Origin of the sequence: Calothrix anomala FACHB-343 (genome assembly GCF_014696435.1) — a bacterium.
Taxonomy (GTDB): Bacteria; Cyanobacteriota; Cyanobacteriia; order Cyanobacteriales; family Nostocaceae; genus Aulosira; species Aulosira anomala_A.
In genome coordinates, this window is sequence record NZ_JACJQG010000005.1 from 97,230 (window position 1) to 121,331 (window position 24,102).

Consider the following 24,102-nt stretch of genomic DNA (forward strand, 5'->3'; position numbering starts at 1 on the left):
TTCTAGGTAGGGTAGATACCTTACCTAGAACATCAATTTTCAAGACCAATTACTAACTTTTATGAGCGTTATTACCCTACAATCAGTTAAAAAAGATTTTGGCATCAAAGAAATTCTCAAAGATGCCAACTTTAGTTTAGATACAACTGATAAAGTTGGTTTAATTGGTACTAATGGTTCTGGTAAATCAACTTTATTAAAAATGATTGCGGGACTAGAACCAGTTGATAGCGGACAAATTTTAGTTAACTCTGGTTCTAAAGTTATCTATCTCCCCCAGCAGCCAGATTTAGACGAAAATCGCACAGTATTAGAGCAGATTTTTGCTGATAGTGGCGAACACATGGCTTTAGTGCGGGAATATGAAGAACTTTCTGATAAATTAGCCCATTATCCCGAAGATAGTCAGTTAATGTCCCGGCTTTCGGCAGTAATGCAAAAAATGGATGCAACTGGCTCATGGGAATTAGAAACTAATGCCAAAATCATCCTCACCAAATTAGGAATTTCTGATTTTGATACGGTGATTGGTACATTATCAGGAGGCTATAGAAAGCGGATTGCTTTAGCCACAGCTTTGCTATCCGAACCTGATGTTTTACTCATGGATGAGCCAACAAACCATCTAGATGCGCTGTCTGTAGAGTGGTTGCAAAGTTATTTAAATCGTTATCGTGGTGCTTTATTTTTAATTACTCACGATCGCTATTTTTTAGATCGTGTCACCAATCGAATTATTGAAATTGACCGAGGTGATATTTACACTTACTCAGGTAACTATTCATATTACCTCGAAAAGAAAGCTTTAGCTGAAGAATCTGCTGTTAGCAGTCAACGCAAACACCAAGGCGTATTACGAAGAGAATTAGAATGGCTCAAACGAGGCCCCAAGGCGCGGAGTACCAAACAAAAAGCGAGAATTGAGCGCATTCAAGCTATGCGTCAAACTGAGTTTAAACAAGCTCAGGGTAAAGTAGATATTTCTACAGCTAGTAGGCGCATTGGTAAAAAAGTTATTGAGATAAATAACATTTCCAAAGCCTATAATGGACGCACCTTAATTAAAGATTTTACCTACGAATTTAGCCCTGAAGACCGCATTGGCATTATTGGTGGTAACGGTGCCGGAAAATCCACATTAATGGATATGATCACTGGCAGAGTGCAGCCAGATTCAGGTAATGTAGATATTGGCTCAACAATTCATATCGGTTATTTTGACCAACATTCCGAAGAATTGCTCACAGCTTTAAACGAAAATCAGCGCGTGATTGACTACATCAAAGAAGAAGGCGAATTTGTGCAAATAGCCGATGGAACAAAAATTACAGCTTCGCAAATGTTGGAGCGATTTTTATTTCCGGGTAATCAACAATATGCGCCAATTCATAAATTATCTGGTGGGGAAAAACGGCGATTATTTTTGTTGCGCGTCCTCATGAGCGTACCTAATGTCTTAATTTTAGACGAACCGACTAACGATTTAGATGTGCAAACATTAGCCGTACTCGAAGATTATTTAGAAGACTTTTCCGGTTCTGTAATTGTAGTTTCCCACGATCGCTATTTTTTAGACAGAACTGTAGATACGATTTTCGCCTTTGAAGAAGGTGGAATTATGCGTCAATATCCTGGTAATTACTCAGTTTACCTTGATTATAAAAAAGCTGAAGAAGCCGCACAGCAAGAAGCTGCAAATAAGGAAAAGTCTAATAAGGTAGAGGCGGAAAAACCTGCATCTAAACCGCAAGATTCCGAACCGAAAAAGCGACGCAGAATGTCAAATTGGGAAAGGAAAGAATTTGAACAGTTAGAAGGTAAAATTGCTCAGTTAGAGGATGAGAAATCCGAAGCTGAGAAAGCTTTATTAAATGTTTCACCGGGGAATTATAGCCAAGTACAAAAATTATACGAGCAGGTGGAAGCTTTAAAGCAAGCAATTGATACGGCGACTGAACGGTGGTTAGAATTAGCTGAAATGGATTCTTAAGTTATGAAAATTTTCTGCTAACTTACTTAAACAAGTTTGTTTGCTGCAATCATAAAATATATCAAATTTGATATATTTTATAAATGGACGCAAGCGACAAACCTTTAGTCTGGTTACATGGCGAGATTAAAACTCCTCCCTTTAGCCAAGAAGCACGCATAGAAGCAGGAGTATTACTCAGGCGCTTACAGCAAGGTGAAAATCTGGGATTGCCACATTCAAGACCAATGCCTAGTATTGGAACTCATTGTCACGAACTGCGGATTCGGGATACAGGTAAAAATTGGCGAATTATTTACCGCGTTGATGACGATGCGATTTTAATTATTGAGGTCTTTAATAAAACAACTAGAACTACACCAAATAGCGTAATCGACAATAGCAAAAAAAGACTGAGCCACTACGAGCAGGATATACAGGATTAATATTATGGATGAAGTTAAAAGAAAACGTTTAGAAGAAAAAGGCTGGAAAGTGGGAAATGTTTCCGAATTTTTGGAATTAACACAAGAAGAAGCTGCACTTATTGAGATTAAACTTGCACTTAGCCGTAATTTGAAAGAGCGACGACAAAAATTAATGACTCAAACAGAATTAGCCCAGAAATTGCACTCAAGCCAGCCTCGTATTGCTAAAGCTGAAAATTGTGACGCTTCCGTTTCCATTGAACTTTTGATTCGCGCAATGTTAGCGACAGGTGCAACCCCTCAAGAAATTGGCAAAGTTATTGCACAGGTAGGATAGTTTTAATTTTAGATAGATCGGCATGTTTACAGGGATCTCGATTATCCTGCAGATCTAGAAATTTAAAAACTACTTTCTTTGTTGGCAAATTCTGCGATCGCTTTTTTTATTTCACGAGACTAGCATCCAAACACAAGCAATCGGCAATATACTCAATGTATAAACATCAGATCTTAATTTTCAACAATGATTACCCAAAAAATTAGCATCTGGAGTAACTCTCTGGGAATCAGGCTCCCGCAAACCATTATTCAGCAGATGGGATTAAAACAAGGAGACTTAGTGGCTATTTCCACAGAGGGAAATAAAATTATTCTCTCGCCGACAAAACCTAAGTATACACTCAATGAATTGCTGAAAGATGCTACCCCAGACAAACAGCATAATGAAGTAGATTGGGGAGAACCTGTGGGAGAAGAAGCCTGGTGAAAATCTATCTATAAAAAATTTATATCATTAAATTTTATTTACAAATGCTCAATATCCCAACTCAAGAGTTACGCGATCGCGCTATTTATTTTTTAGAACAAACTCCACAACAAAGACTGGAAATTCTCCAGCAATTAGGTATATCTCGGTATAATTTTTTAACTCAAATCAAGCTCAATGCAGCGAATATCACCTGTATTAGCCGATTTTTAAATAATCCCAGCCTGCTGAAATTTCCTAATTTGAGCGGCGCAGATTTATCTGGTTTAAACTTAGAATCAGTTAATTTTATTCGTGGTAATTTATCAGGGGCAAATCTCCAAGGTTGCAGTTTAGTCAATGCAGACCTGTTATTTGCCAATTTTACCAGAGCCGATTTACGAAATGCAAATTTAAGCGGCACAACCTTAAATGAGACGATTTGGTTGAGTGCGCTTGTAGATGAATGTCAGTTTGGTAATGGTACGGGTTTAACCCCTCAGCAACGTAAAGATTTACAAATACGTGGCGCTAGGTTTATAACTTCGGCAGATGATAATTAAACGTAAAATAAGAAAAGCAGATTGATGAATAATTCGATTAAATTACCTAAAAAAATAATGCTATTGGGTGCGGGAGAATTAGGCAAGGAGTTTGTCATTGCTGCTCAACGCTTGGGTAATTATGTAATTGCTGTTGACCGCTATCCCAATGCGCCAGCGATGCAAGTTGCTGACTGCTCGGAAGTGATTTCTATGCTCAGTGGTGATGATTTAGAAGCGATAGTCACTAAGCATCAACCAGATTTAATTATACCAGAAATTGAAGCAATTAGAACCGAAAAACTTTTAGAATTTGAGCAGCGAGGAATTACAGTTATTCCTACGGCGGCGGCTACAAATTACACCATGAATCGGGATAGAATACGCGATTTAGCCAATCAAGAATTAGCCATTAGAACAGCTAGATATGGTTATGCTAACTCCCTAGAAGAATTGATAGTTGCTGCTGATTTAATTGGCTTTCCAAATGTATTGAAACCAGTAATGTCCTCTTCAGGAAAAGGTCAATCAGTCATACAGAATAAAGATGAAGTAGAACAGGCTTGGAATTATGCGATCGCTAATTCTCGTGGCGATACTCAAAAGGTAATTGTCGAAGAATTTATTGACTTTGAAATTGAGATTACCTTATTGACAATTAAACAGTGGAATGCACCGACTATTTTCTGTTCTCCTATTGGTCATCGTCAAGAAAGAGGCGATTATCAAGAATCTTGGCAACCAGCAGGTATATCTGAAGAGAAAATATTAAAAGCTCAAGAAATAGCTAAAAAAGTTACCGATGCTTTGGGTGGCGCGGGAATTTTTGGTGTAGAGTTTTTCATCACTAAAGATGAAGTAATTTTCTCAGAACTTTCTCCCAGACCTCATGATACGGGAATGGTAACTTTAATTTCTCAAAATCTCAATGAATTTGAACTACATTTAAGAGCAGTTTTAGGCTTACCAATTCCCAATATCACACAATTTGGACCTTCAGCTAGTGCGGTGATTTTAGCTTCTGAAAAATCAGATTCAATCGCCTATACAGGTGTTGCAGATGCTTTATCAGAAACAGATGTAGATATCCGCTTATTTGGTAAACCCACATCCCATCCCTATCGCCGCATGGGAGTAGCTTTAGCTAAAGGTGCGGATGTCCAACAAGCAAGAGAAAAAGCCACCAGCGCCGCCAGTAAAATTAAATTAGTTAGCTGATATCATCTCTAGTTAAAAGTAGAGGACAAGGGAGACAAGGGAGACAAGGGAGACAAGGAGGGAAAATAACTAATGACAAATGACAAATGACAAATGACAAATGACAAATGACAAATGACAAATGACAAATGACAAATGACTAAACCCTTAAGATGTAGAAAGCGCAATCAATAAACAAATAAACAGTAACCCGATTAATAATAGTAACGCCTGATTGCGTTGAATCCAACTTTTCACAGTTACACCGAAACTTTGATTAGGAAGTTGCGGTTGTGACTGTAATTTACTCTCCGCAATATTTTGGTAAAGAGTGCAATCTTTTGCGTGGGGACGTTGGGGAAAATTGCAAGTATCGTCAGCATGATAAGTACAACTATCACAAAGATACTCATTACCAACAGCACGGTGCAAGGGAATACCCGGATGACCATAAGCTTTGAGAGTTACGCGACAATAAGGACAAGTAACCGCCTGATTATCTACGAGTTGATGACAGCGAGGACAAGATACAGTAGCCACAACTTCAGCGTCAACTAAGTAAACATTCTGATTGTAGCGATTTATGAGATAAAGTTTAGTAAGAATTTTTGCGTAAATGTATAGTTTTTCTACTACTCAATAATATAAAAACCTTGGTCTAGTCGCTGATTATTAATAAGATGATTTCTCCGGATGAGTCAATATAAAAACCGAAGAAGATTTTATAATGAGTTTATCTGTGAAAATTTATGGAAATGCCCCAGCGCGTATCAATTCGCTACAAAGATGCGTCTTATAATACTAGTGAAATCCGCTTGAAAACTTTGAGGTTAGCTTTTCAATTGTGGGAAGAAGAAACTAAACCTAGAAAAACAGAGTTGTATGAATTTATCACATCTTGTTTAAAACAAATCGATCGTCAAGACCGATTTATGATTTCTCTATTATTTGTGGAATTAGCGGATACAATCCGCGATTCGGCTTTAGAAAGGGGAATGAAAGAAGTATTAATCAAAACCTCTTTTCGAGAATTTGCTTGTGCGTTAGCAGATTTTGAAGAGAAGTCAAAATAAAATACAGCCTGTGTGATTTGGTGAATACATCAGCCAAAATAACAAGAAAAAATAAAAGCTGACAATTAGTCAAGCTGGTTTTAATTTTAAATTATCTGGGAACGACTGCAATAATTTAATAATTTTTTGTCATGTTTAAAAATTAGCTATCACTATCTTTGTAGGGACATTCCACAAAATCGCATGGCTCCCTTTTATCTCGTTTTACACTTTCTTCTAAAGCTTGAATTTGTTCGCGACGAGCTTCTAATTCTAAAGAACGTCGGGCTAAATCTTGATTTTGTAAAGTCAAGGTTTGTCGCCAATGTTCTGCTCTTTCTGCTTCTTGTTGTAAAAAATCTGGGCTAACACCTGTAGATAGGTAGGCTTGGACTAAATGTAGTACCCAGTTGGTAGCATCTTCTAATCTTTCGATGTCTCCGGTAGCGGAAAGTTCTACTAACACCAGTAATCTTTCGCTCATGGTGTTACCTTTACCTAAAAGAATGACCGCCTCTTCTGGGATAATTGACCAAATATGCTCGGCTTCCTCTCGCGCTAATAAGCGCAATTCGTACTGTTTTAAAAATTCGTTTTTGTGTACTTGGGCTAAATATCGCATGGCTGTCGCTACTTTTCTTTAACTGCTTTGCAGAAAGCTTCAATGTCTTCCAATCTTCAGGATTTTCAAGAAGTAATGGGTAACTATGTTTAATTTACCCATTACTTCTTGCAGTTATACTAAACTACGCAGGCGATCGCGTAAAATTTCCGCTTGTTTTTGCGCCTCTGCTAAAGCATCTCGCGCAGTTTGGACTACATCTTTTGGTGCTTTATCAACAAAGTTAGGGTTGCTTAATCTGCTAGTGAGAGATTGAGCTTCTGCTTCAGCTTTGCTGAGGCTTTTTTCTAGCTTGGCGCGCACTGCTTCAATATCCACTACACCCTTGAGGGGAATGACAACTTGGATTGTACCGACAACACCAGCAATAGAATTTTCGGCTGATTCAGGTTGCGGTGTTGCTTGTGGCGCTTGTTTTGTTGTAGGTGGGAATAACTTTGTCCACAACTGTTTTCTCGCTGACGCTGAAAGTAAATAGCGACTAGCAAACCAAGCTGTGTAACCTAAACCGACAATTTCAAAGAAGGTTCCAAAGATAGGAACTTCATCAATTGCATAGCCAACAGTGTAAGCCAACCGAGTAAACACAATCGCCACAATAATTAAGCCTATGGTTTTTAAACCCCTAACAGATTCTTTAGGAGTAACTGTAGCCTGATTAGACTTATCCGCAATGGTTAAAGTCTCCACCTTCGCCAAATCTTTAATATAGGCTTGTCCCAAAGTCAAGATTTGACGTTCTGTTGGGTTTTCACTTTGGAAGTTTACCGTGACTTTAGCCCCTGGCTTAATTTCGGCTTCGGCGCGTAAATTGCGAATAGTGCGGATGGTATCAATCAAAAGCTCAAACTGAGTCTCAATTTCTGGCGCTATCTGCTGCGTATTCAGTTGGGGATAGGTTTGTAAGGATATAGTTTGAGGGGTAGTTGCTGGTTGTTGGGTGAGAGTTTGCCAAATTTCCTCGGTAATATGAGGCATAAAAGGATGAAGCAGTTTTAAAATTCCTTCTAAAACATGAGCGAGGATTTGCTGTGCTACTCGTCGCGATGCTGGATCTGCATCTTTTTGCAGGCGAGATTTCACCAGTTCAATATACCAGTCGCAAAAGTCACCCCAAATAAATTCATACAATCCTTTTGCTGCTTCACCTAAACCATAATTATCGATGTAATTACTGGTTTGTTTAATTACTTGATGGTAGCGCGAAAGAATCCAGCGATCGCATAATTCGGTGGCTATGGGTTCACCTAATTGCTGCGGTGTTTGTCCGTCCAGATTCATCATCACAAACCGCGCCGCATTCCACAACTTATTGGCAAAGTTGCGAGAAGCTTCCACTGATGGCGATTCATCTTTTTTCCGGTCATATTCCAAGCGGATATCTTGACCTGCACCGACGACTTCCTTAACTAAGGTATAACGTAGAGCATCAGTGCCATATTTATCTATTAATAATAGGGGGTCAATGCCATTACCTTTGGTCTTCGACATTTTTTGACCTTTTTCATCCAGCACTAACCCGTGGATGTAAACGTCTTTAAATGGCATTTGTCCGGTAAAATGACCCGCCATCATCGTCATTCTGGCTACCCAGAAAAAGATAATGTCAAAGCCTGTCACTAAGGTAGTCGTAGGGTAATAAGTTGCTAAATCCTGGGTTTGTTGCGGCCAGCCTAATGTGGAAAACGGCCACAATCCTGAAGAAAACCAAGTATCTAATACATCTGGGTCTTGCTCAAGCTGGACATTTTCGCCAAATTGTGCTTTGGCTTTCTCCCATGCTGACTCAGCATTTTTGGCGACGACAAAGGGAGTATTATCGGCGATTTGTCCGTTTGTTTCGCTGACAGCGTACCAAGCGGGGATTTGATGACCCCACCACAATTGACGAGAAATACACCAATCTTTGAGCTTGACTAACCAATCGCGATAAACCTTAGTCCAGCGTTGGGGGACAAAATCGGGAGAATTTTTCTGGTCGAGGAATTCCAGCGCCCGGTCAGCTAAAGGGCGAATTTTCACAAACCACTGAGTAGATAGTAAAGGTTCGATGGGGACTTTTCCGCGATCGCTATAAGGAACAGTATGCTTATAATCTTCTACTTTGACTAAAAAGCCATCTGCCTCTAGGCGGGCAATCACATTTTTTCGCGCTACAAAGCGGTCTTGTCCTTGAAACTCACCCGCATTTGCGTTCAGCGTTCCATCTTTATTCAGAATATTAATAAACGGCAAATTGTGACGCTTACCCATTTCAAAATCGTTCGGGTCATGGGCGGGAGTCACCTTGACGCAACCAGTACCAAAAGTCGGATCGACAAATTCATCGCCAATAATCGGGATTTCCCGTTGTGTAATTGGCAGAGTTACCGTCTTACCAATTAAATGCTTGTATCTCTCATCACTAGGATTAACAGCCACCCCAGTATCGCCCAGCATTGTTTCTGGTCGAGTTGTTGCTACTTCGACATAACCAGACCCATCACTGAGGGGATAGCGGAAGTGCCAGAGATTACCATTAACTTCTTGGTTTTCTACTTCCACATCCGACACCGCCGACTGAGAAGCAGGACACCAGTTAACTAAATATTCACCGCGATAAATTAAGCCTTCCTCATAGAGACGAGTAAACGCTTCCACCACAGCTTGCGATAAACCCTCATCCAGGGTAAATCTTTCCCGCGACCAATCCACCGACACACCCAAGCGGCGCAGCTGATTGACAATAAATCCGCCGGATTCCGCCTTCCACTGTTTAGCGCGTTCTAAAAATTGTTCGCGCCCCAACTCATAGCGAGTTTTACCCTCAGTTTTGAGTTGCTTTTCCAGCATGGTATGTACAGCGATGCTGGCGTGGTCAGTTCCGGGTAGCCATAAAGTGTTGCGTCCCTGCATCCGGTGATAGCGTACCAGCACATCAATTAACGCGCTTTCAAAGGCGTGTCCCATGTGCAAACTACCGGTGACGTTTGGTGGGGGGATAACAACACAGTAAGGTTCGCCGCCGCGATTGGGATCGGCTTTATAAATTTGGTTTTCTTCCCAGAATTTTTGCCATTTGGCTTCTGTGGAGAAGGGTTCGTAGAGACTTGGGAGATTAGGTATAGTTGCGGTCATGCGGGGAAAAATACGTTTGGAAGGACTCTAATAAATTTTGCCACAGGGTTGGAGAGGGATTTATGGAAATGAACCGCAGAGGCGCAGAGAACACAGAGAGAAGAGAATTAGAGAGGAGAATGACTTCGCTGACTGGTGAGGTGATTGGGGCGGCGATTGAGGTACATCGGCTATTGGGGCCAGGGTTTTTGGAGGAGGTGTACAAGGAGGCGTTGATTGTAGAATTTTTAGCCCGTGGGATACCTCATGAATGCGAGAAGTCGGTAACAGTTACTTACAAAGGACATGAAGTAGGTACAAGTAGATTAGATTTTCTGGTTGCTAATTGTCTCGTCTTAGAATTAAAAGCTGTCCAGAATTTAGCCCCAATCCATGAAGCAAAAGTACTCTCATACCTAAAAATTACTAATTGTTCCCTCGCCCTCCTCATAAACTTTAACGTCCATCTCCTCAAAGACGGCATTAAACGTATTATTCTATCTTCTTAACTCCTCTCTGTGCCCTCTGCGCCTCTGCGGTTCGTTAATTCCATGAAAACCCGTTCCCCCTGGACATACATTCCCACCCTCTACTTCGCTGAAGGTGTCCCCAACGTTCTCATCAGCAGCGTTTCCGTCATCTTCTACAAAAAACTCGGCATCGACAACGACCAAATCACCGCTTGGACAAGCTTTCTCTACCTCCCCTGGGTACTAAAAATGTTTTGGGGGCCATTTGTCGATATTTACGCCACCAAAAGAACATGGATACTTGTCACCCAATTTGCCATGTTTTGCTGCTTAACGTTAGTCGCCTTATCCTTACAACTACCCAATTTCTTTTTCATCTCCTTAGCAGCCTTAACAGTCGGCGCATTTATTTCTGCCACCTATGATATAGCTACCGATGGCTATTATATGTTGGCATTAAGTCCCGAACAACAAGCCTTTTTTGTAGGTATTCGCTCGCTGTTTTATCGCATTGCTGTATTATTTGGTAGCGGCTTGTTAGTCGTTTTAGCTGGACGCTTAGAAACCACACTCAATAATATTCCTTTAAGTTGGGCGATCGCGATCGGCTTTTCCGCCGTCATTTTTGCGATTCTGTTTATTTTTCACCGCTTCGTTTTACCTTGGCCGGAATCAGATATTCCCAGACAAAGACAAGCCCAAGCTGAAAAAATACCTTTTTTAGATATTATCCAAACCTATTTTCGCCAAGAAAAAATATTAGCAATTTTAGCATTTATTTTACTTTACCGATTCGGTGAAGCCATGCTTGTCAAAGTAGCATCGTTATTTCTCTTAGACAAATTAGAGAAAGGTGGTTTGGCTATTTCTACAGAACAAGTTGGACTAATTTACGGAACATTTGGCGTACTCTCTTTAATTATTGGTGGCATTTTAGGCGGAATGTTAATTTCCCGCTATGGCTTAAAAAAATGTCTGTTTCCAATGGCTTTAGCGTTGAATTTACCGGACTTATTTTATGTATATCTCGCCTATGCGAAACCATCACTCACATTAGTTTATCCCCTAGTTTCTTTAGAACAATTTGGTTATGGACTAGGTTTTACAGCCTTTAGCGTATATTTAATGTATATCTGCCAAGGCGAATATAAAACCTCTCATTACGCCATATCTACGGGACTGATGGCTTTAGGTTTGATGTTACCGGGGGCAATTAGCGGTACAATTCAACAAGCAGTGGGATATCCATTATTTTTTATTTTGGTCTGTTTGCTGACGATTCCCGGAATGATTACTATCTTTTTCATTCCCTTACAAGAACCAGTCAAACCTCCCACCAGTTAAAAGAAAAAACGAGGCAGATGTCAAAAAATAGATTTTCATAACTTCTGCCCTCTGCCCTCTGCCCTCTGCCTTTCTTCAACCAATAAAATAGCGAATTTTGAATTTATCCATGAATTACGTTTTAGGAATTGATGGCGGCGGTAGCAAAACCGTTTGTGTTTTGATGGATGAAAATCGCCAAGTTGTGAGTCGGGGTGAAGCTGGCGCATCTAATTATCAAAGTATCGGTATTGCTACAGCTAAACAATCAATTGAATTTGCTATCATGGCGGCAACAGATAAAGCCGTAAATATTACTAAGCCGATAACAATTAATGCAATTTGTTTAGGTTTAGCTGGTGTAGGACGTAAAGAAGATATTGAAGTTATCAAAAGTGTAGTTAAAGACTTACAAAATAGTCAATTACTGCCTATAAACTGGGCATTACCTACAAATAATATTTTGATTTGTCACGATGCTTTAATTGCTTTAGTTGGCGGTACTGGTAATAGCGTGGGAATTGTCACCGCCGCAGGTACTGGTTCGATAGTTTTTGGACGCAATCATCAAGGAATAACTAAGCGTGTTGGTGGTTGGGGATATATTTTAGGTGATGAAGGTAGCGCTTATCGAATTGCGATCGCAGGCGTGCAAGCTGCATTAAAAGCTTACGATGGTAGTGGAATGCCTACTAGTTTGATAGATATTTTTAAAGTGTATCTCGAATTATCCAATTTAGAAAATTTAGTAGAGTTAATCTATCGTCGGGGTTGGGGTGTAACAGAAATCGCCGCTTTAGCAGAAATTGTTGATTTAGCCGCAGCTTTAGGCGATCGCGTCGCTAATCAAATTATTGATGATGCCGTACAATATTTAGTTGTCGCTACCTCCACAGTTATTGATACGCTTTTTAGCGATCGCCCTGTTTTAGAAGTAGTGACTACGGGAAGTGTGTGGACTGGTAAAGCGAAAATGCATCAGAGGTTTACAGCTTCTCTCAATCAGAATTTTCCCGAAGTAAAAGTGATATTTCCCAAGCATGAACCTGCTTATGGTGCGGGTTTATTGGCTTTGCAGAAGTTACAGCATATTTCAGGTAAATGAGTTGTACGCTTTGGGGCGAACGGTCGTTAGCCCTTACAATAATTTGTCCCTCACCAAGTTGTAATCGGCTGTAAGTAGGTAACAATTTTTAACGAACCACCCCAGGCTCAGAAGCGATCGCTTCCATTTGCGCTCTCGTTTGGCGATGCTCTGAATGATTGTCCTGATATGACAACCTACGACGGCGACGAAGACATCTATTGGAAACTGCGAGCAGGCGCAAATATTTATGTCTTAAATACTACAAAAGTAGACAGACTACTGGCAGTGATGCGGGGGATTCACAAAGGACAACAGTATATCTCCCTACGGTGATTACTTAACTACAAATGTGGCGCTATCGCTTAGTTGAGAACTACCATTACTGTAATTTGCTGTTACCCACCATTCTGCGCTAGCTCGTGCAAAACGTACCCCAGGACTGACTTTACAAGTATTACTGCTAGCACAATTAGCTTGTGTTGGGGTAAAGTCACGGTTAATTTTACCAGGAACATTAGGACTGCTATACTCGTTAACCCAAAGTTTGTAACTTGTAGCTCCTGGTGTTGCTTGCCAAGAAAAGACAGGTGGATTTGTTGTAATTTGACCTTTTGGCGAGATAAGTACTGGTTTTATTGTACTCATAAGTTGCTTAAAAGCCTGACCTGAAGGTTTAATTTTACCGTTGATATCAAAAAGACCAAATCGACCTTCTCGGTCATTACGAGCGTATCTATCAACTAGTTGATACCAGCAAGCAACTGGAACATAACTCCAGTTATTAATTAACTCAACAGCTTTTCGCAAATGTTCGGCTTGACCATTCAGACCGGAACCATTCCATCCAATTTCAAGGTCAGGATTACTCGCTTTCCATCCTTCAGTACTGCTAAAACCAAACTCAGTAAACCAAATAGGTTTATTATCATTTTGATTTAGCATGGCTTGTCGTATTCTTTCGACACCAATCTTAAAGCACCAAAGCTTTGCTGACTCTACTCCGGTAGGGCATTCGTCTGGCCCGTAACTTCTACTATATTTAGAATCTGTCTGACCCACAGGATAAGTGCCAGTGTAAGGATGAATAGAGAGTGCATCAAAATAACCTTTGATACCAGCCTTATACATTTCATTTACATAATCAACATCTCCAGCTGCAATTGCACCAGCTAACACTACAGCATTAGGGTCAACACTTTTAATCTTGTTATAGGATGCTTTAACAAGGTTTGTATATTGCCATGCACCCTGAAGATTAATAAATGAATTTTGGAAGTCGTTAATTGCTAGGGGACGAGAGCCAAGTGGTTTCCAATTTCCTTTAAGATTGGGTTCGTTCCATATTTCCCAAGCGTAAACCCGACTGCGGTAACGTTGCACAAGTTTAGCGATCGCATCTGCATAGTCAGTGTATTTAATTGGTGGGTATAACAAGTAATCATTGTAATTAGGCTCGGTGCATCGTTGTTTATTCGGTGCAGATGAAGCCCAACAAGGTGTTTGTCCCAATTCAATAATCAGCTTTAGTCCTGCTTTTTCCGCAGCAGACACTTCTGCATCTAGTTCATCCCAGAACCATTGCGGAGTTATTCCTTTTTGCTGTCCTTCCATTAAATGCCAAGTTACTGGCAAACGAACTACCTTTGCTCCTACTTGCTGAATCAAACTAATTCGCTCTGGTAAATTATGTATAGCCTGCTTGGCAATATTAAACTCATGCACTCCATAGAGTTTGCTACTACTTTGTTGAGCATTAGTAGGTTGGAACAATGTTATCTGCGACACAAAAAATATCAGTTGTGCAACAATAACTAGGATTAAAGTTGATATGAATTTTCGCATGAGAATTCCTTTCTATTTTTCTGGAACTAATAGATATTTAAAATTGATTATATCCACCCAAAAATACTGATTTTTTTGGCAAAAAACGATTTTATTCAGGATTTTTTTCTTCCTCTAATCAAGGAAATACGGATTAGGAATGCGATCGCTGTGGTTTGTAAATTGATTTAGTCATCAGGCTGGGAAAAGAGAATTTGAAACGCCTCACAGCGCTTGCTTCTATCCAGTGGTTACCACTTTGGATGAAGATTTGTGTTTTCATACTGTCACCAGACTCTGATAAATTTTTAGTCTGGTGACACGTTTCATTTGCGCACCTTAAGCTTGTAACAAGATATCTGTTGTAGACAGAGTTGTAACTCCTGATAAAGTTGCGAAGTATCCACCGGAACCTAAACCTGATGTTGCACCATCGGCGTTATAGAATAAATCGCCATTAAATCGGTTAAAGACCATACGGGCAATGCTGGCACCAGCTACCGTTGCGCCGTTAGTAGATTCGTTAATTACCGCGAACTCGCTAGCGTTGAGATTAGAACCAGCAGAGGTGGTGAGTGCAGTAAAGGTGGTTTTGTCAAGGACAATTTTGTCTGTACCTGTAACAAAATCGGTAATGCGATCGCTTCCCATTGCGCTGGTGGTAAAAGCTGTTCCGATATCGAAAACAAATTTGTCAATACCAGTACCTCCGGTTAGAGTATCGTTTCCTGCACCTCCAGCAAGCCAGTCATTACCAGCATCGCCAAATAGCTGGTCATTACCAGCATCGCCATAAAGACCACCGTATTTCACACCAGCAACCAGTCGCTCATCATTATCATCACCTGCACCACCGCGCAAAATATCGTTACCATCACCACCCTCAAGGCGATCGCGGTCTACACCACCATCAAGGGTGTCATTTCCGGCTTCTCCGTACAATGCATCCGTACCAGTGCCACCAATTACCGAATCATTTCCTGCGCCAAGACGTACCTCACTACCGTAATTCCAGCTACCGCCACTTCCTACGGTGGCGCTGAGATTAACCACATCGTTAGCGCTACCTGTTTTCAGGAAAAGTTGCTCAATTTCACGGAAAGTTGTGCCGCCAGTCACGGTTCCGCTAGCAGTACTTGTGTAGTTGATAGTGACAGCAGTTGTTCGGGTTGATAGGTCAAGGTTAAGGACATCGTTACCCAAACCACCAATTACTGAGTCAACACCTGTACCAGGGTCTAGGTAGTCATTGCCATCACCACCATCTAAGGTGTCATTACCAGCACCACCATAAAGACCACCGTATTCAACACCAGCAACCAGCCGTTCCCGATTATCATCGCCTGCACCACCGCGCAAAATATCATTATCATCACCACCCTCAAGGCGATCGCGGTCTGCACCACCATCAAGGGTGTCATTTCCGGCTTCTCCGTACAATGCATCCGTACCAGTGCCACCAATTACCGAATCATTTCCTGCGCCAAGACGTACCTCACTACCGTAATTCCAGCTACCGCCACTTCCTACGGTGGCGCTGAGATTGACTACATCGTTAGCGCTACCTGTTTTCAGGAAAAGTTGCTCAATTTCACGGAAAGTTGTGCCGCCAGTCACGGTTCCACTAGCGGTACTTGTGTAGCTGACAGTGACAGCAGTTGTTCGGGTTGATAGGTCAAGGTTAAGGACATCGTTACCCAAACCACCAATTACTGAGTCAACACCACTACCAGGGTCGAGATAGTCGTTACCAGCACCACCATCTAAGGTGTCATTACCAGCACCACCATAAAGACCACCGTATTTCACACCAGCAACCAGTCGCTCATCATTATCATCGCCTGCACCACCGCGCAAAATATCGTTACCATCACCACCTTCAAGGCGATCGCGGTCTGCACCACCATCGAGGGTGTCATTTCCGGCTTCTCCATAAAATGCATCCGTACCAGTGCCGCCGATTACCGAATCATTGCCAGCGCCAAGTCGGACTTCGCTACCATAATTCCAATAACCTCCATCGCCAACAGTGGCGCTGAGATTAACCACATCGTTACCGCTACCTGTTTTCAGGAAAAGTTGCTCAATTTCACGGAAAGTTGTGCCGCCTGTAACGGTTCCGCTAGCAGTACTTGTATAGCTGACAGTGACAGCAGTTGTTCGGGTTGATAGGTCAAGGTTAAGGACATCGTTACCCAAACCACCAATTACTGAGTCAACACCACTACCAGGGTCGAGATAGTCGTTACCAGCACCACCATCTAAGGTGTCATTACCAGCACCACCATAAAGACCACCGTATTTCACACCAGCAACCAGTCGCTCATCATTATCATCGCCTGCACCACCGCGCAAAATATCGTTACCATCACCACCTTCAAGGCGATCGCGGTCTGCACCACCATCAAGGGTGTCATTTCCTGCTTCTCCATAAAATGCATCCGTACCAGTGCCGCCGATTACTGAATCATTGCCAGCACCCAGTCGGACTTCGCTACCATAATTCCAATAACCTCCATCGCCAACGCTTGCAGCCAGGTTAACTACATCGTTACCGCTACCTGTTTTCAGGAAAAGTTGCTCAATTTCACGGAAAGTTGTGCCGCCTGTAACGGTTCCACTAGCGGTACTTGTATAGCTGACAGTGACAGCAGTTGTTCGGGTTGATAAGTCAAGGTTGAGGACATCGTTACCAGTTCCACCGATAATTGTGTCAACACCAGTACCTGGATCTAGATAGTCATTGCCAGCACCACCATCTAAGCTGTCATTACCAGCACCACCGTAGAGTCCGCCATAAACAACACCAGCGGCCAGCCGTTCTCCATTATCATCGCCTGCACCACCACGCAAAATATCATTGCCATCACCACCTTCCAGGCGATCGCGGTCTGCACCACCATCGAGGGTGTCATTTCCGGCTTCTCCATAAAATGCATCCGTACCAGTGCCGCCGATTACCGAATCATTGCCAGCACCCAGTCGGACTTCGCTACCATAATTCCAATAACCTCCATCGCCAACAGTGGCGCTGAGATTGACCACATCGTTACCGCTACCTGTATTGGTTAGTGAAATAGACTCGAAATTGGTAATCGAGTTGGTAAAACCAGGAGTGGTAATTCCAGATGGGGTAACGGTGATATTAACGTCGGTGGTTTGAGCCGAAAGATTTAGCAACAGCTTATCTGTACCTGCACCACCATCAGCTGTAAAACCTAGACTTCTAAGGGTGACAGTATCATTACCATCGCCAGCATTAATTATGCTGTTAGTACCACCAACATCAATAGTATCGGCGTTGCGAGTTGCTGTAATGTTAAAGCGATCAATGCCTGTAAAGCTAATCGAATCCAGCCAACCTCCAGTAGTTGCAGTTCTTCCTGCACTGCCAGAAAAACCGTTACCATTACTACCAGCAATGGTAAATTGCATTTGATTGCCAACATCATTAACGGAATAATTAAGAATCAGGGTATCAACACCAGAACCCCCATTTACTTGGTCGTTAAGACCCAACCCAGCATTAATAATGTCATTTCCTGCACCACCGTTAAATATGTCATTACTGCGGAAGATACTGCCATTGATGGTAGTGGCTTGGGTGATAGTGTCGTTACCGCTACCTGCTGTGAGTTTGAGAAATTCAATGTTTGTTGCTGAAGCGATACCTGGTAAAGTGCCACCGTTAAGGGGGTTAGTGATGGTGAGGTTTGCTGTTTGCCCGGATAAATCCAGTTCTAGGGTATCTTGACCGTTACCACCATCAACGGTATCCGTACCAAATCCCGCTTTGATAGTGTCATTACCATCACCACCATCGATACGGTCATTGCCAATACCCCCATCCAAAATATCATTTCCGGCTCCACCAGAAATTGTGTCATTGCCAGCAGCGCCATTAATTTGGTCGTTTCCAGTGGTGCCATTGATAGTGTCATTACCAGATGTGCCAAAGGTGACATTAGCAAACGCTTGGAGAAAATCCGCTTGGCGAAGAGTGTTGAGGAATCCAGAAAATCCCGCATTTGCCAAAACTTGAGCGATGCGAGCGTCAAAATCTTCTTGAGAAAGATTAAATCTACCCTCGAAAGCATCTAAGGCGGTAACTGCGAAGTTCCAATATAAAATTGCTTGTCCAGAATTCGTGGGTGCATTCGTTCTTAAGCTATTTAAAATTGTGTCAAGGCTAGAACTAGTTTCAAGGGTATCACTTGCTAAATTAAAGACAGTTTCGGGGAAAAAGTTCTGCATTTGACCTTGTACAAGTAAACGCCCCAACATTTCTCGAAACAAGTTACTCCAAATGCTGTCCAAAATATTGGAAGCTTGAGGACCAGGATTAGCTCCCCATCCATTTTGATTAAATGCTTCTCCAAAAAAAACTTCTAAGAAAGTTAGCTTACGACCGTCAATGTAAATACCACGGCTATTTGGAACAATATTTTCTACACCTGCCCAACGGAAAAGAAGTGCTTCTAGCTGGGTTGTAAACTGAGCGTGAAACTGTTGAAAGTTATTTATACTCAAAAATACCAAACTTCGCATCATGTTGAGCAGAGTTGAATCCTTACTCAAACTTATATAGAGGTCTGGTAGCTCTCCATATCCACGCAAGGTCGGAAGGAATAAAGCTTCTTCCTTTAGTTGATAATCGAGATTATAAAATGTATCTCCCTGGTCAAGAGCAAACCACACATCAACAATTTGCTGACTTATACCGTTAGTACGGGTATAAGTGCTGATGCTGCTAATACGGTTGCCTGCATTTATCAGGTTAACAGCCTGATAATTGAGGCTGATTGATTGAATATTCCAATCAGTTACACTTTTGAGTTCGCCAAAATCCGTAAACCCATCTGTATTTACATCTTTCCAAACTCGAAGATTAGCAAATTGGCTATCTCTACTATCAATTAAGTTGTCATTATTGCTATCAAGTTGTTTCAAAATTATGAAACCATCTGTTGTTGAGTTTCCAAAAACTTCAGTGATATCATCAATTACTCCATTACCATTTTTGTCCAAAGCTAACAATCCATCATCACTTTGTACCCAACCAGTTCTTTCCGCAAATCCATCTGCATCTAAATCAAAGAAGGCGTTTGATTTCTCTAAAGATATGAGTTCGATTCCATCACCATCTAAATCAAAAACAAGGGGAGAGATTGTCTGCTTTGCTTGCTCCCAATTATCTCGATCTGGGTTGAGATTGGGAAATAAATTTTTTAGAAAATCAGCTATTTCATCCCAATTATCATAAATTTCCCACAAGGAATAAGCAGCAAGACCATATGGTCCTAAAACTCTAAGTACGCCTTTAGCTGCGTACCTAAGAATAGCTCTATTTCCAGCTGCTTGATAAAATTGTTTATCAAGAATTACATGAACGTCACCCAAATGAATATGTTTAAGTGATTTAAATGTTCGATTTTTCAATCCTAAATCTGGAAAAGTTTTAGCTTTATTTCCTATAGGATGTGTCTCTGGTATAATAGACCTTTTAATATTATATCGTATCTTATTCAAGGGTTTTCTGATGCTTCTTGGAATGTTTCCATCAATATCAACAAAATTAATTGGATTGTTATAAGAATAATTGTAAGTGACTAAATCACCTGAAGTGAGCAACAAGGGATCTGCACTTGTAAAACGTCCCATGTTAGTTTTGTAAAATCTTGCTCGCATGAAGTCAAGCCCATTGCTTTCATCCATGACCCCCCATTGCCCAACATACTCAAAAGAATTAGCAACACCTTCTGTTGTCAGTAAATTTTCTCCAAAGGGGCGATAAGCATAACGATTTATGTAACTACCCGTAGAATTCGTTAGTCCTGCTGTCGAACCCAACAAATCCGAATCATAATAAGCCGCATTACTTCCAGCAAAACGACCAACTAAACCAATCCCATGAACGTAGTTAGTTGCTGCACTACCGTTATATTCCCCAACAACATCACCCAACCCAAAGGGGTCAATTAAATATTCTGTCCTCTGACCATTTTGAACTGACGCAACCCGATTCCCAAAAGCATCATACTCATAACTAAATGTCCCTTCTGGAGTCACCGCACCAATCAACTTATTCTCATCGTTATATGTATAAGTCCAAGTGCGAGTTCCATCAACAACCTTAGTTAAATTCCCATCTGCATCGTATGTATAAGTCGCACCGCCAACAGTAGTGTATTGATTCTGGTTGTTAGTCGTGTAATTAGTCGTCACCCCATTCACAATAGTCTGAATGCGATTACCTGCTGCATCGTAGACATACTGTAAATCCTGATTAGCAATACTCGTATTAGTCGAAGTAAATCGTGCCCTTGCTAGCTGCCCCGTAGTATCGTAGGTATAAGCCCAAGTACCATCCCGTGTAGTTACACCTGTTTGCCGTCCCAAACTGTCGTAGGTGTAAGCAAATGAAGAATTTATCGAATTATTCGATGCATAGTTAATAATGCTCGTTACCTGCCCTGCATTATCGTAGGCATAGGTTGTATAAGTGCCATTACCATTAGTTTCCCGTGACAAGCGCCCAACAGTATCATAGTTGTAGGAAATAATCGTTGCACCACTGGCATTGGTTAATTTTGAGAGGCGACCATCAGCGTCATAAATATAGTTGCTAGTAAATCCGCTTTGGTCTTTCATTTGAGTGCGCCTACCTTGGGTATCGTAGGCAAATTCTAGAAAGCGGCTATTTGGGTAGGTAATTTTAGTTAACCGGTTGTTAGCATCATATACCAATAAAGTTGTTCTGTTATTAACATCGCTTACTGATGCTAAATTACCTTTTGTATCGTAAGTATATTGTTCAAACTTGCCATCATCAAAGGTTTTGCGCGTAATTCGTCCTGCTGCGTCATAGGTGTATTTAAAAACATCACCGCTACGCTCTTTAGCTTCAATCAGATTACCATTGCGGTCATAAGTAAAGGTTTCTGAATTCCCATCTGTATAAGTAATTCCCGTTAATTCCCCATAACGGTTGTAAGCATACTGAAGTGCATTACCCTTTTGGTCTGTGACTTTAGTTGGAGAATCGGAGTTTGCACCATAGGTAAAGCTAACACTTTGATTCAAAGGGTCGGTTTGACTGAGTAAGCGTCCTTGGGAATCATAGGAATACTTATAAATTGTGTTACCTGGGGCAGTAATTTGGCTGAGATAGCCGTTGGTATCGTAGGTAAAATTTGTAGCTCTGTTTAAAGGGTCTTGGATACTTTGAATTTGTCCGGTGCTGGTAAAATTCATCCTGGTTTTAGCACCAGTTGCATCGATGACATCAATTACACCAGGCGAAATATATTCATAGCGAACGGTTGTACTCATGTCAATTCCTTATTTAAATCAGTAAATAAACAAATGAGTAGGCAAAATAGCCCCACTTCGTGGAGTCTTCCTTAAATTAATCCGCTCAAGTATGCAAAATTTATACAGGGAAATTTACAAGAAGCTGACAGACTTCTTGGTTACAATTTTGACTATTTACTTAAGTTACTATACAACGGCTTATGTAAAATCACTCATTCCAAGTACGGCTTTACACAATCTTTACATTAAAAATAAGTAATTTTCAGAAATTCGCCTTTCAATTAATTACTGTTATTATCCAGGGAATTCTTCCTGGTGTTTCCTATCGTCTAAGTAGCCGTCACGAACTGCGTACACCAAAAGATATTAAAAAAGGGCTAGGGGCTAAGTACAAATAACTAGGATTTTTTACTCAGTACAATATACTTTTTCAAGTTAGCCATTCACGAAAAAATTTCACAGCCAAACATGAAAATTTCTTTTCCCAGTCAACAGTCAACGCTATTTTCAAGTTAGAGTACACAGAGAGGATTTGTGTTCATCTCAGAGATAGTTGGGGAAGAATTAATCATAAGTATTACAGTAGAATTTCTCACACACTTTATACAAAAAAATAAAACTTTAAACCCTTATTTAGACTAAAAACATACGTGTGTGCAGAATTCTTTTGGATTACTTATAACTAATCTTGATATGCCAGATATTGAATCCCCATGCCAACGTCAGTAATATTTCTGAAAAAAAAGTTTCCCACTTTTGTACAATGGTTCTCAATAGCTAAGTGGCAATATATTTACTATGCTCTGGCAGCTTTTGACCTCCTAACTGTATCCAGCAGCCTATACCTTAACCACAAAATTATGGACATCTATACTCAATCCATTGTGGTAAATCATGAGTGGGCTGTGCGATTGGAAAGATATTCTGAATTAGGTCAACTTTTAGCAGATGTTAATGCACCAGGGAATGATGTTTTTGATTCTCAAGATGTGAATTTAGAATCTAAGAGATTAGCAACTGCTAAAGATAACTTTGAGCAGAAATTTAACAGCATTAAACAAGAGCTACAAACTCAAGTAGATCCAGCACAGGTAGAAAAGTTGCTCAAAGACTTGGATTCAGTACAAGCAGCAACCACGGAAATGGTAGCTGAAGCCAAACTCATTTTTTCCTATTTTCGCGAGAATCAGCCGGAAATGGCTGGTAAACGCATGGCGACAATGGATCGTCAATATCATAAAGTCAATAAAGCACTGGCGATTTTTCGCCGTAATGTCAGCCAGATTCAGCAGCAGCTTTTGCAGCAAGAAAAGGTAGCTGCTAATGTATTTCGATATTATGAGTTTGCGATCGCAGGTGCAATGCTACTGATGGTTGCTAGCGTGACGTTTTATGGACATCAGCTAGCGCAAAAAATGAAATCTGATGCGCAAGAGAAAGAAAAGTCTATCGCAGAATTACAGCAAGCAGAAGCTCGTTTGCGCGAACAAACCCAACAATTGCAACTGACCTTAGATAATCTCCAAAAAGCTCAGTTACAATTGGTGCAAAGTGAAAAAATGTCCAGTTTGGGAGAACTGGTAGCTGGCGTTGCTCACGAAATTAATAACCCAGTAAATTTTATTCACGGAAACTTGACATATTTGGAAGATTATGCAAATAGTCTTTTAGCTTTTATCCGACTTTACCAGAAGTTTTATCCCAAGGCTCCAGCAGAAATCCAAGCGGAAGCGGAAGAAATGGATTTGGAGTTTTTGCAGAAGGATTTGGTGAAAATCCTGAATTCAATGAAAATAGGAACCGATCGCATTCGTGAGATTGTATTATCGCTGCGTAACTTCTCGCGCATGGATGAAGCCGATTTTAAAACGGTTGATATTCATGAAGGTATCGATAGCACGCTGCTAATTTTACAACATCGCCTCAAAGCGCGATCGCCTTATCCAGCAATTGAAATAATTAAGGACTATGGTAATTTACCCCAAGTTGAGTGCTATGCTGGACAACTCAATCAAGTGTTTATGAATATTTTATCCAATGCCATCGATGCAATGGAAGAACAAAATAGTCAGCGAACTGTTGCAGAGATTAAAGCCCAACCCAGCCAGATTACCATTCGCACATCAGTTATTGATAGTCAGTGGGTAGAAATTGCGATCGCTGATAACGGCGTTGGTATTCCCGAAAATATTCAGCAACGCATTTTCGATCCCTTCTTTACAACCAAGCCTGTAGGAAAAGGTACAGGTATGGGTATGTCTATCAGTTATCAAATTATTACCGAAAAACATCGTGGTAAGCTCACTTGTTTTTCTACCCTGGGAGAAGGAACAGAGTTTGTTATTCAGATTCCCATTCACCAACAAGTGCAAAAATAATATCTATTTTATCTGTTCCCTATTATTTTCTCTGGCAATATTTTCCTAAGTCACATTT

Annotated in this window: 17 protein-coding genes; 12 read left to right on the top strand and 5 right to left on the bottom strand. The window is 40.9% G+C overall.

Translation table 11 applies throughout. The features are described from left to right. The first annotated feature begins 61 nt into the window (after nt 1–61). The 6 genes from H6G08_RS03990 to purT all read left to right on the top strand — a co-directional run bounded on the left by H6G08_RS03990 (nt 62) and on the right by purT (nt 4,902). Nucleotides 62–1,990 (top strand): ABC-F family ATP-binding cassette domain-containing protein, encoded by a 1,929-nt coding sequence (locus tag H6G08_RS03990; protein WP_190538988.1) that lies wholly within the window; start codon nt 62–64, stop codon nt 1,988–1,990. An 83-nt stretch (nt 1,991–2,073) separates the two neighbouring features. Next, complete coding sequence (locus H6G08_RS03995; protein ID WP_190538989.1) at nt 2,074–2,415, top strand: type II toxin-antitoxin system RelE/ParE family toxin; 342 nt, start codon at nt 2,074–2,076, stop codon at nt 2,413–2,415. 4 nt (nt 2,416–2,419) lie between these two features. Further along, entirely contained in the window at nt 2,420–2,734 is a 315-nt protein-coding gene (locus H6G08_RS04000; protein WP_190538990.1) for a helix-turn-helix domain-containing protein, read from the top strand. Between the two features lie 186 nt (nt 2,735–2,920). Then, entirely contained in the window at nt 2,921–3,163 is a 243-nt protein-coding gene (locus H6G08_RS04005; RefSeq protein WP_190538991.1) for an AbrB/MazE/SpoVT family DNA-binding domain-containing protein, read from the top strand. Between the two features lie 44 nt (nt 3,164–3,207). Continuing rightward, a complete protein-coding gene (locus H6G08_RS04010) occupies nt 3,208–3,705 on the top strand; it encodes a pentapeptide repeat-containing protein (RefSeq protein WP_190538992.1) in 498 nt (165 codons plus the stop codon). Nucleotides 3,706–3,729: 24 nt separating this feature from the next. After that, nucleotides 3,730–4,902 (top strand): formate-dependent phosphoribosylglycinamide formyltransferase, encoded by a 1,173-nt coding sequence (gene purT / locus H6G08_RS04015; RefSeq protein WP_190538993.1) that lies wholly within the window; start codon nt 3,730–3,732, stop codon nt 4,900–4,902. A 147-nt stretch (nt 4,903–5,049) separates the two neighbouring features. Here purT and H6G08_RS04020 read toward each other — a convergent pair whose 3' ends face one another. Continuing rightward, nucleotides 5,050–5,421, bottom strand: a complete 372-nt coding sequence (locus H6G08_RS04020) for a zinc ribbon domain-containing protein (RefSeq protein WP_190538994.1) — start codon at nt 5,419–5,421, stop codon at nt 5,050–5,052. Between the two features lie 209 nt (nt 5,422–5,630). Between H6G08_RS04020 and H6G08_RS04025 the strand changes: the two genes are divergently transcribed. Then, nucleotides 5,631–5,954: a hypothetical protein gene (locus H6G08_RS04025; protein ID WP_190538995.1), complete on the top strand. Its 324-nt coding sequence runs from the start codon at nt 5,631–5,633 to the stop codon at nt 5,952–5,954. A gap of 142 nt (nt 5,955–6,096) precedes the next feature. Here the strand turns inward: H6G08_RS04025 and H6G08_RS04030 are convergent, their stop codons facing one another. Then, complete coding sequence (locus H6G08_RS04030) at nt 6,097–6,555, bottom strand: HmpF-related protein (protein WP_190538996.1); 459 nt, start codon at nt 6,553–6,555, stop codon at nt 6,097–6,099. Between the two features lie 114 nt (nt 6,556–6,669). Next, complete coding sequence (locus H6G08_RS04035) at nt 6,670–9,672, bottom strand: valine--tRNA ligase (RefSeq protein WP_190538997.1); 3,003 nt, start codon at nt 9,670–9,672, stop codon at nt 6,670–6,672. A gap of 62 nt (nt 9,673–9,734) precedes the next feature. Between H6G08_RS04035 and H6G08_RS04040 the strand changes: the two genes are divergently transcribed. From H6G08_RS04040 to H6G08_RS04055, 4 genes are all read left to right on the top strand, one after another. Further along, on the top strand, nt 9,735–10,160 hold the full coding sequence (locus tag H6G08_RS04040; protein ID WP_190538998.1) for a GxxExxY protein: 426 nt from the start codon (nt 9,735–9,737) through the stop codon (nt 10,158–10,160). Between the two features lie 42 nt (nt 10,161–10,202). After that, on the top strand, nt 10,203–11,465 hold the full coding sequence (locus H6G08_RS04045) for an AmpG family muropeptide MFS transporter (protein WP_190538999.1): 1,263 nt from the start codon (nt 10,203–10,205) through the stop codon (nt 11,463–11,465). A gap of 109 nt (nt 11,466–11,574) precedes the next feature. Then, on the top strand, nt 11,575–12,549 hold the full coding sequence (locus H6G08_RS04050; RefSeq protein ID WP_190539000.1) for an N-acetylglucosamine kinase: 975 nt from the start codon (nt 11,575–11,577) through the stop codon (nt 12,547–12,549). Between the two features lie 168 nt (nt 12,550–12,717). Then, nucleotides 12,718–12,864, top strand: coding sequence for a hypothetical protein (locus tag H6G08_RS04055; RefSeq protein WP_190539001.1), 147 nt, complete (start codon nt 12,718–12,720; stop codon nt 12,862–12,864). Here H6G08_RS04055 and H6G08_RS04060 read toward each other — a convergent pair whose 3' ends face one another. Together H6G08_RS04060 and H6G08_RS04065 are read right to left on the bottom strand one after the other, a co-directional pair. Further along, complete coding sequence (locus H6G08_RS04060; protein ID WP_190539002.1) at nt 12,865–14,373, bottom strand: cellulase family glycosylhydrolase; 1,509 nt, start codon at nt 14,371–14,373, stop codon at nt 12,865–12,867. It abuts the gene before it with no gap. A gap of 318 nt (nt 14,374–14,691) precedes the next feature. Continuing rightward, entirely contained in the window at nt 14,692–21,684 is a 6,993-nt protein-coding gene (locus tag H6G08_RS04065) for an SPM autocatalytic domain-containing protein (protein WP_190539003.1), read from the bottom strand. Between the two features lie 842 nt (nt 21,685–22,526). On the opposite strand from H6G08_RS04065, the gene H6G08_RS38645 reads away from it, so the two are divergent. Continuing rightward, nucleotides 22,527–24,044 (top strand): ATP-binding protein, encoded by a 1,518-nt coding sequence (locus H6G08_RS38645; protein ID WP_390625554.1) that lies wholly within the window; start codon nt 22,527–22,529, stop codon nt 24,042–24,044. Nucleotides 24,045–24,102 lie beyond the last annotated feature (58 nt).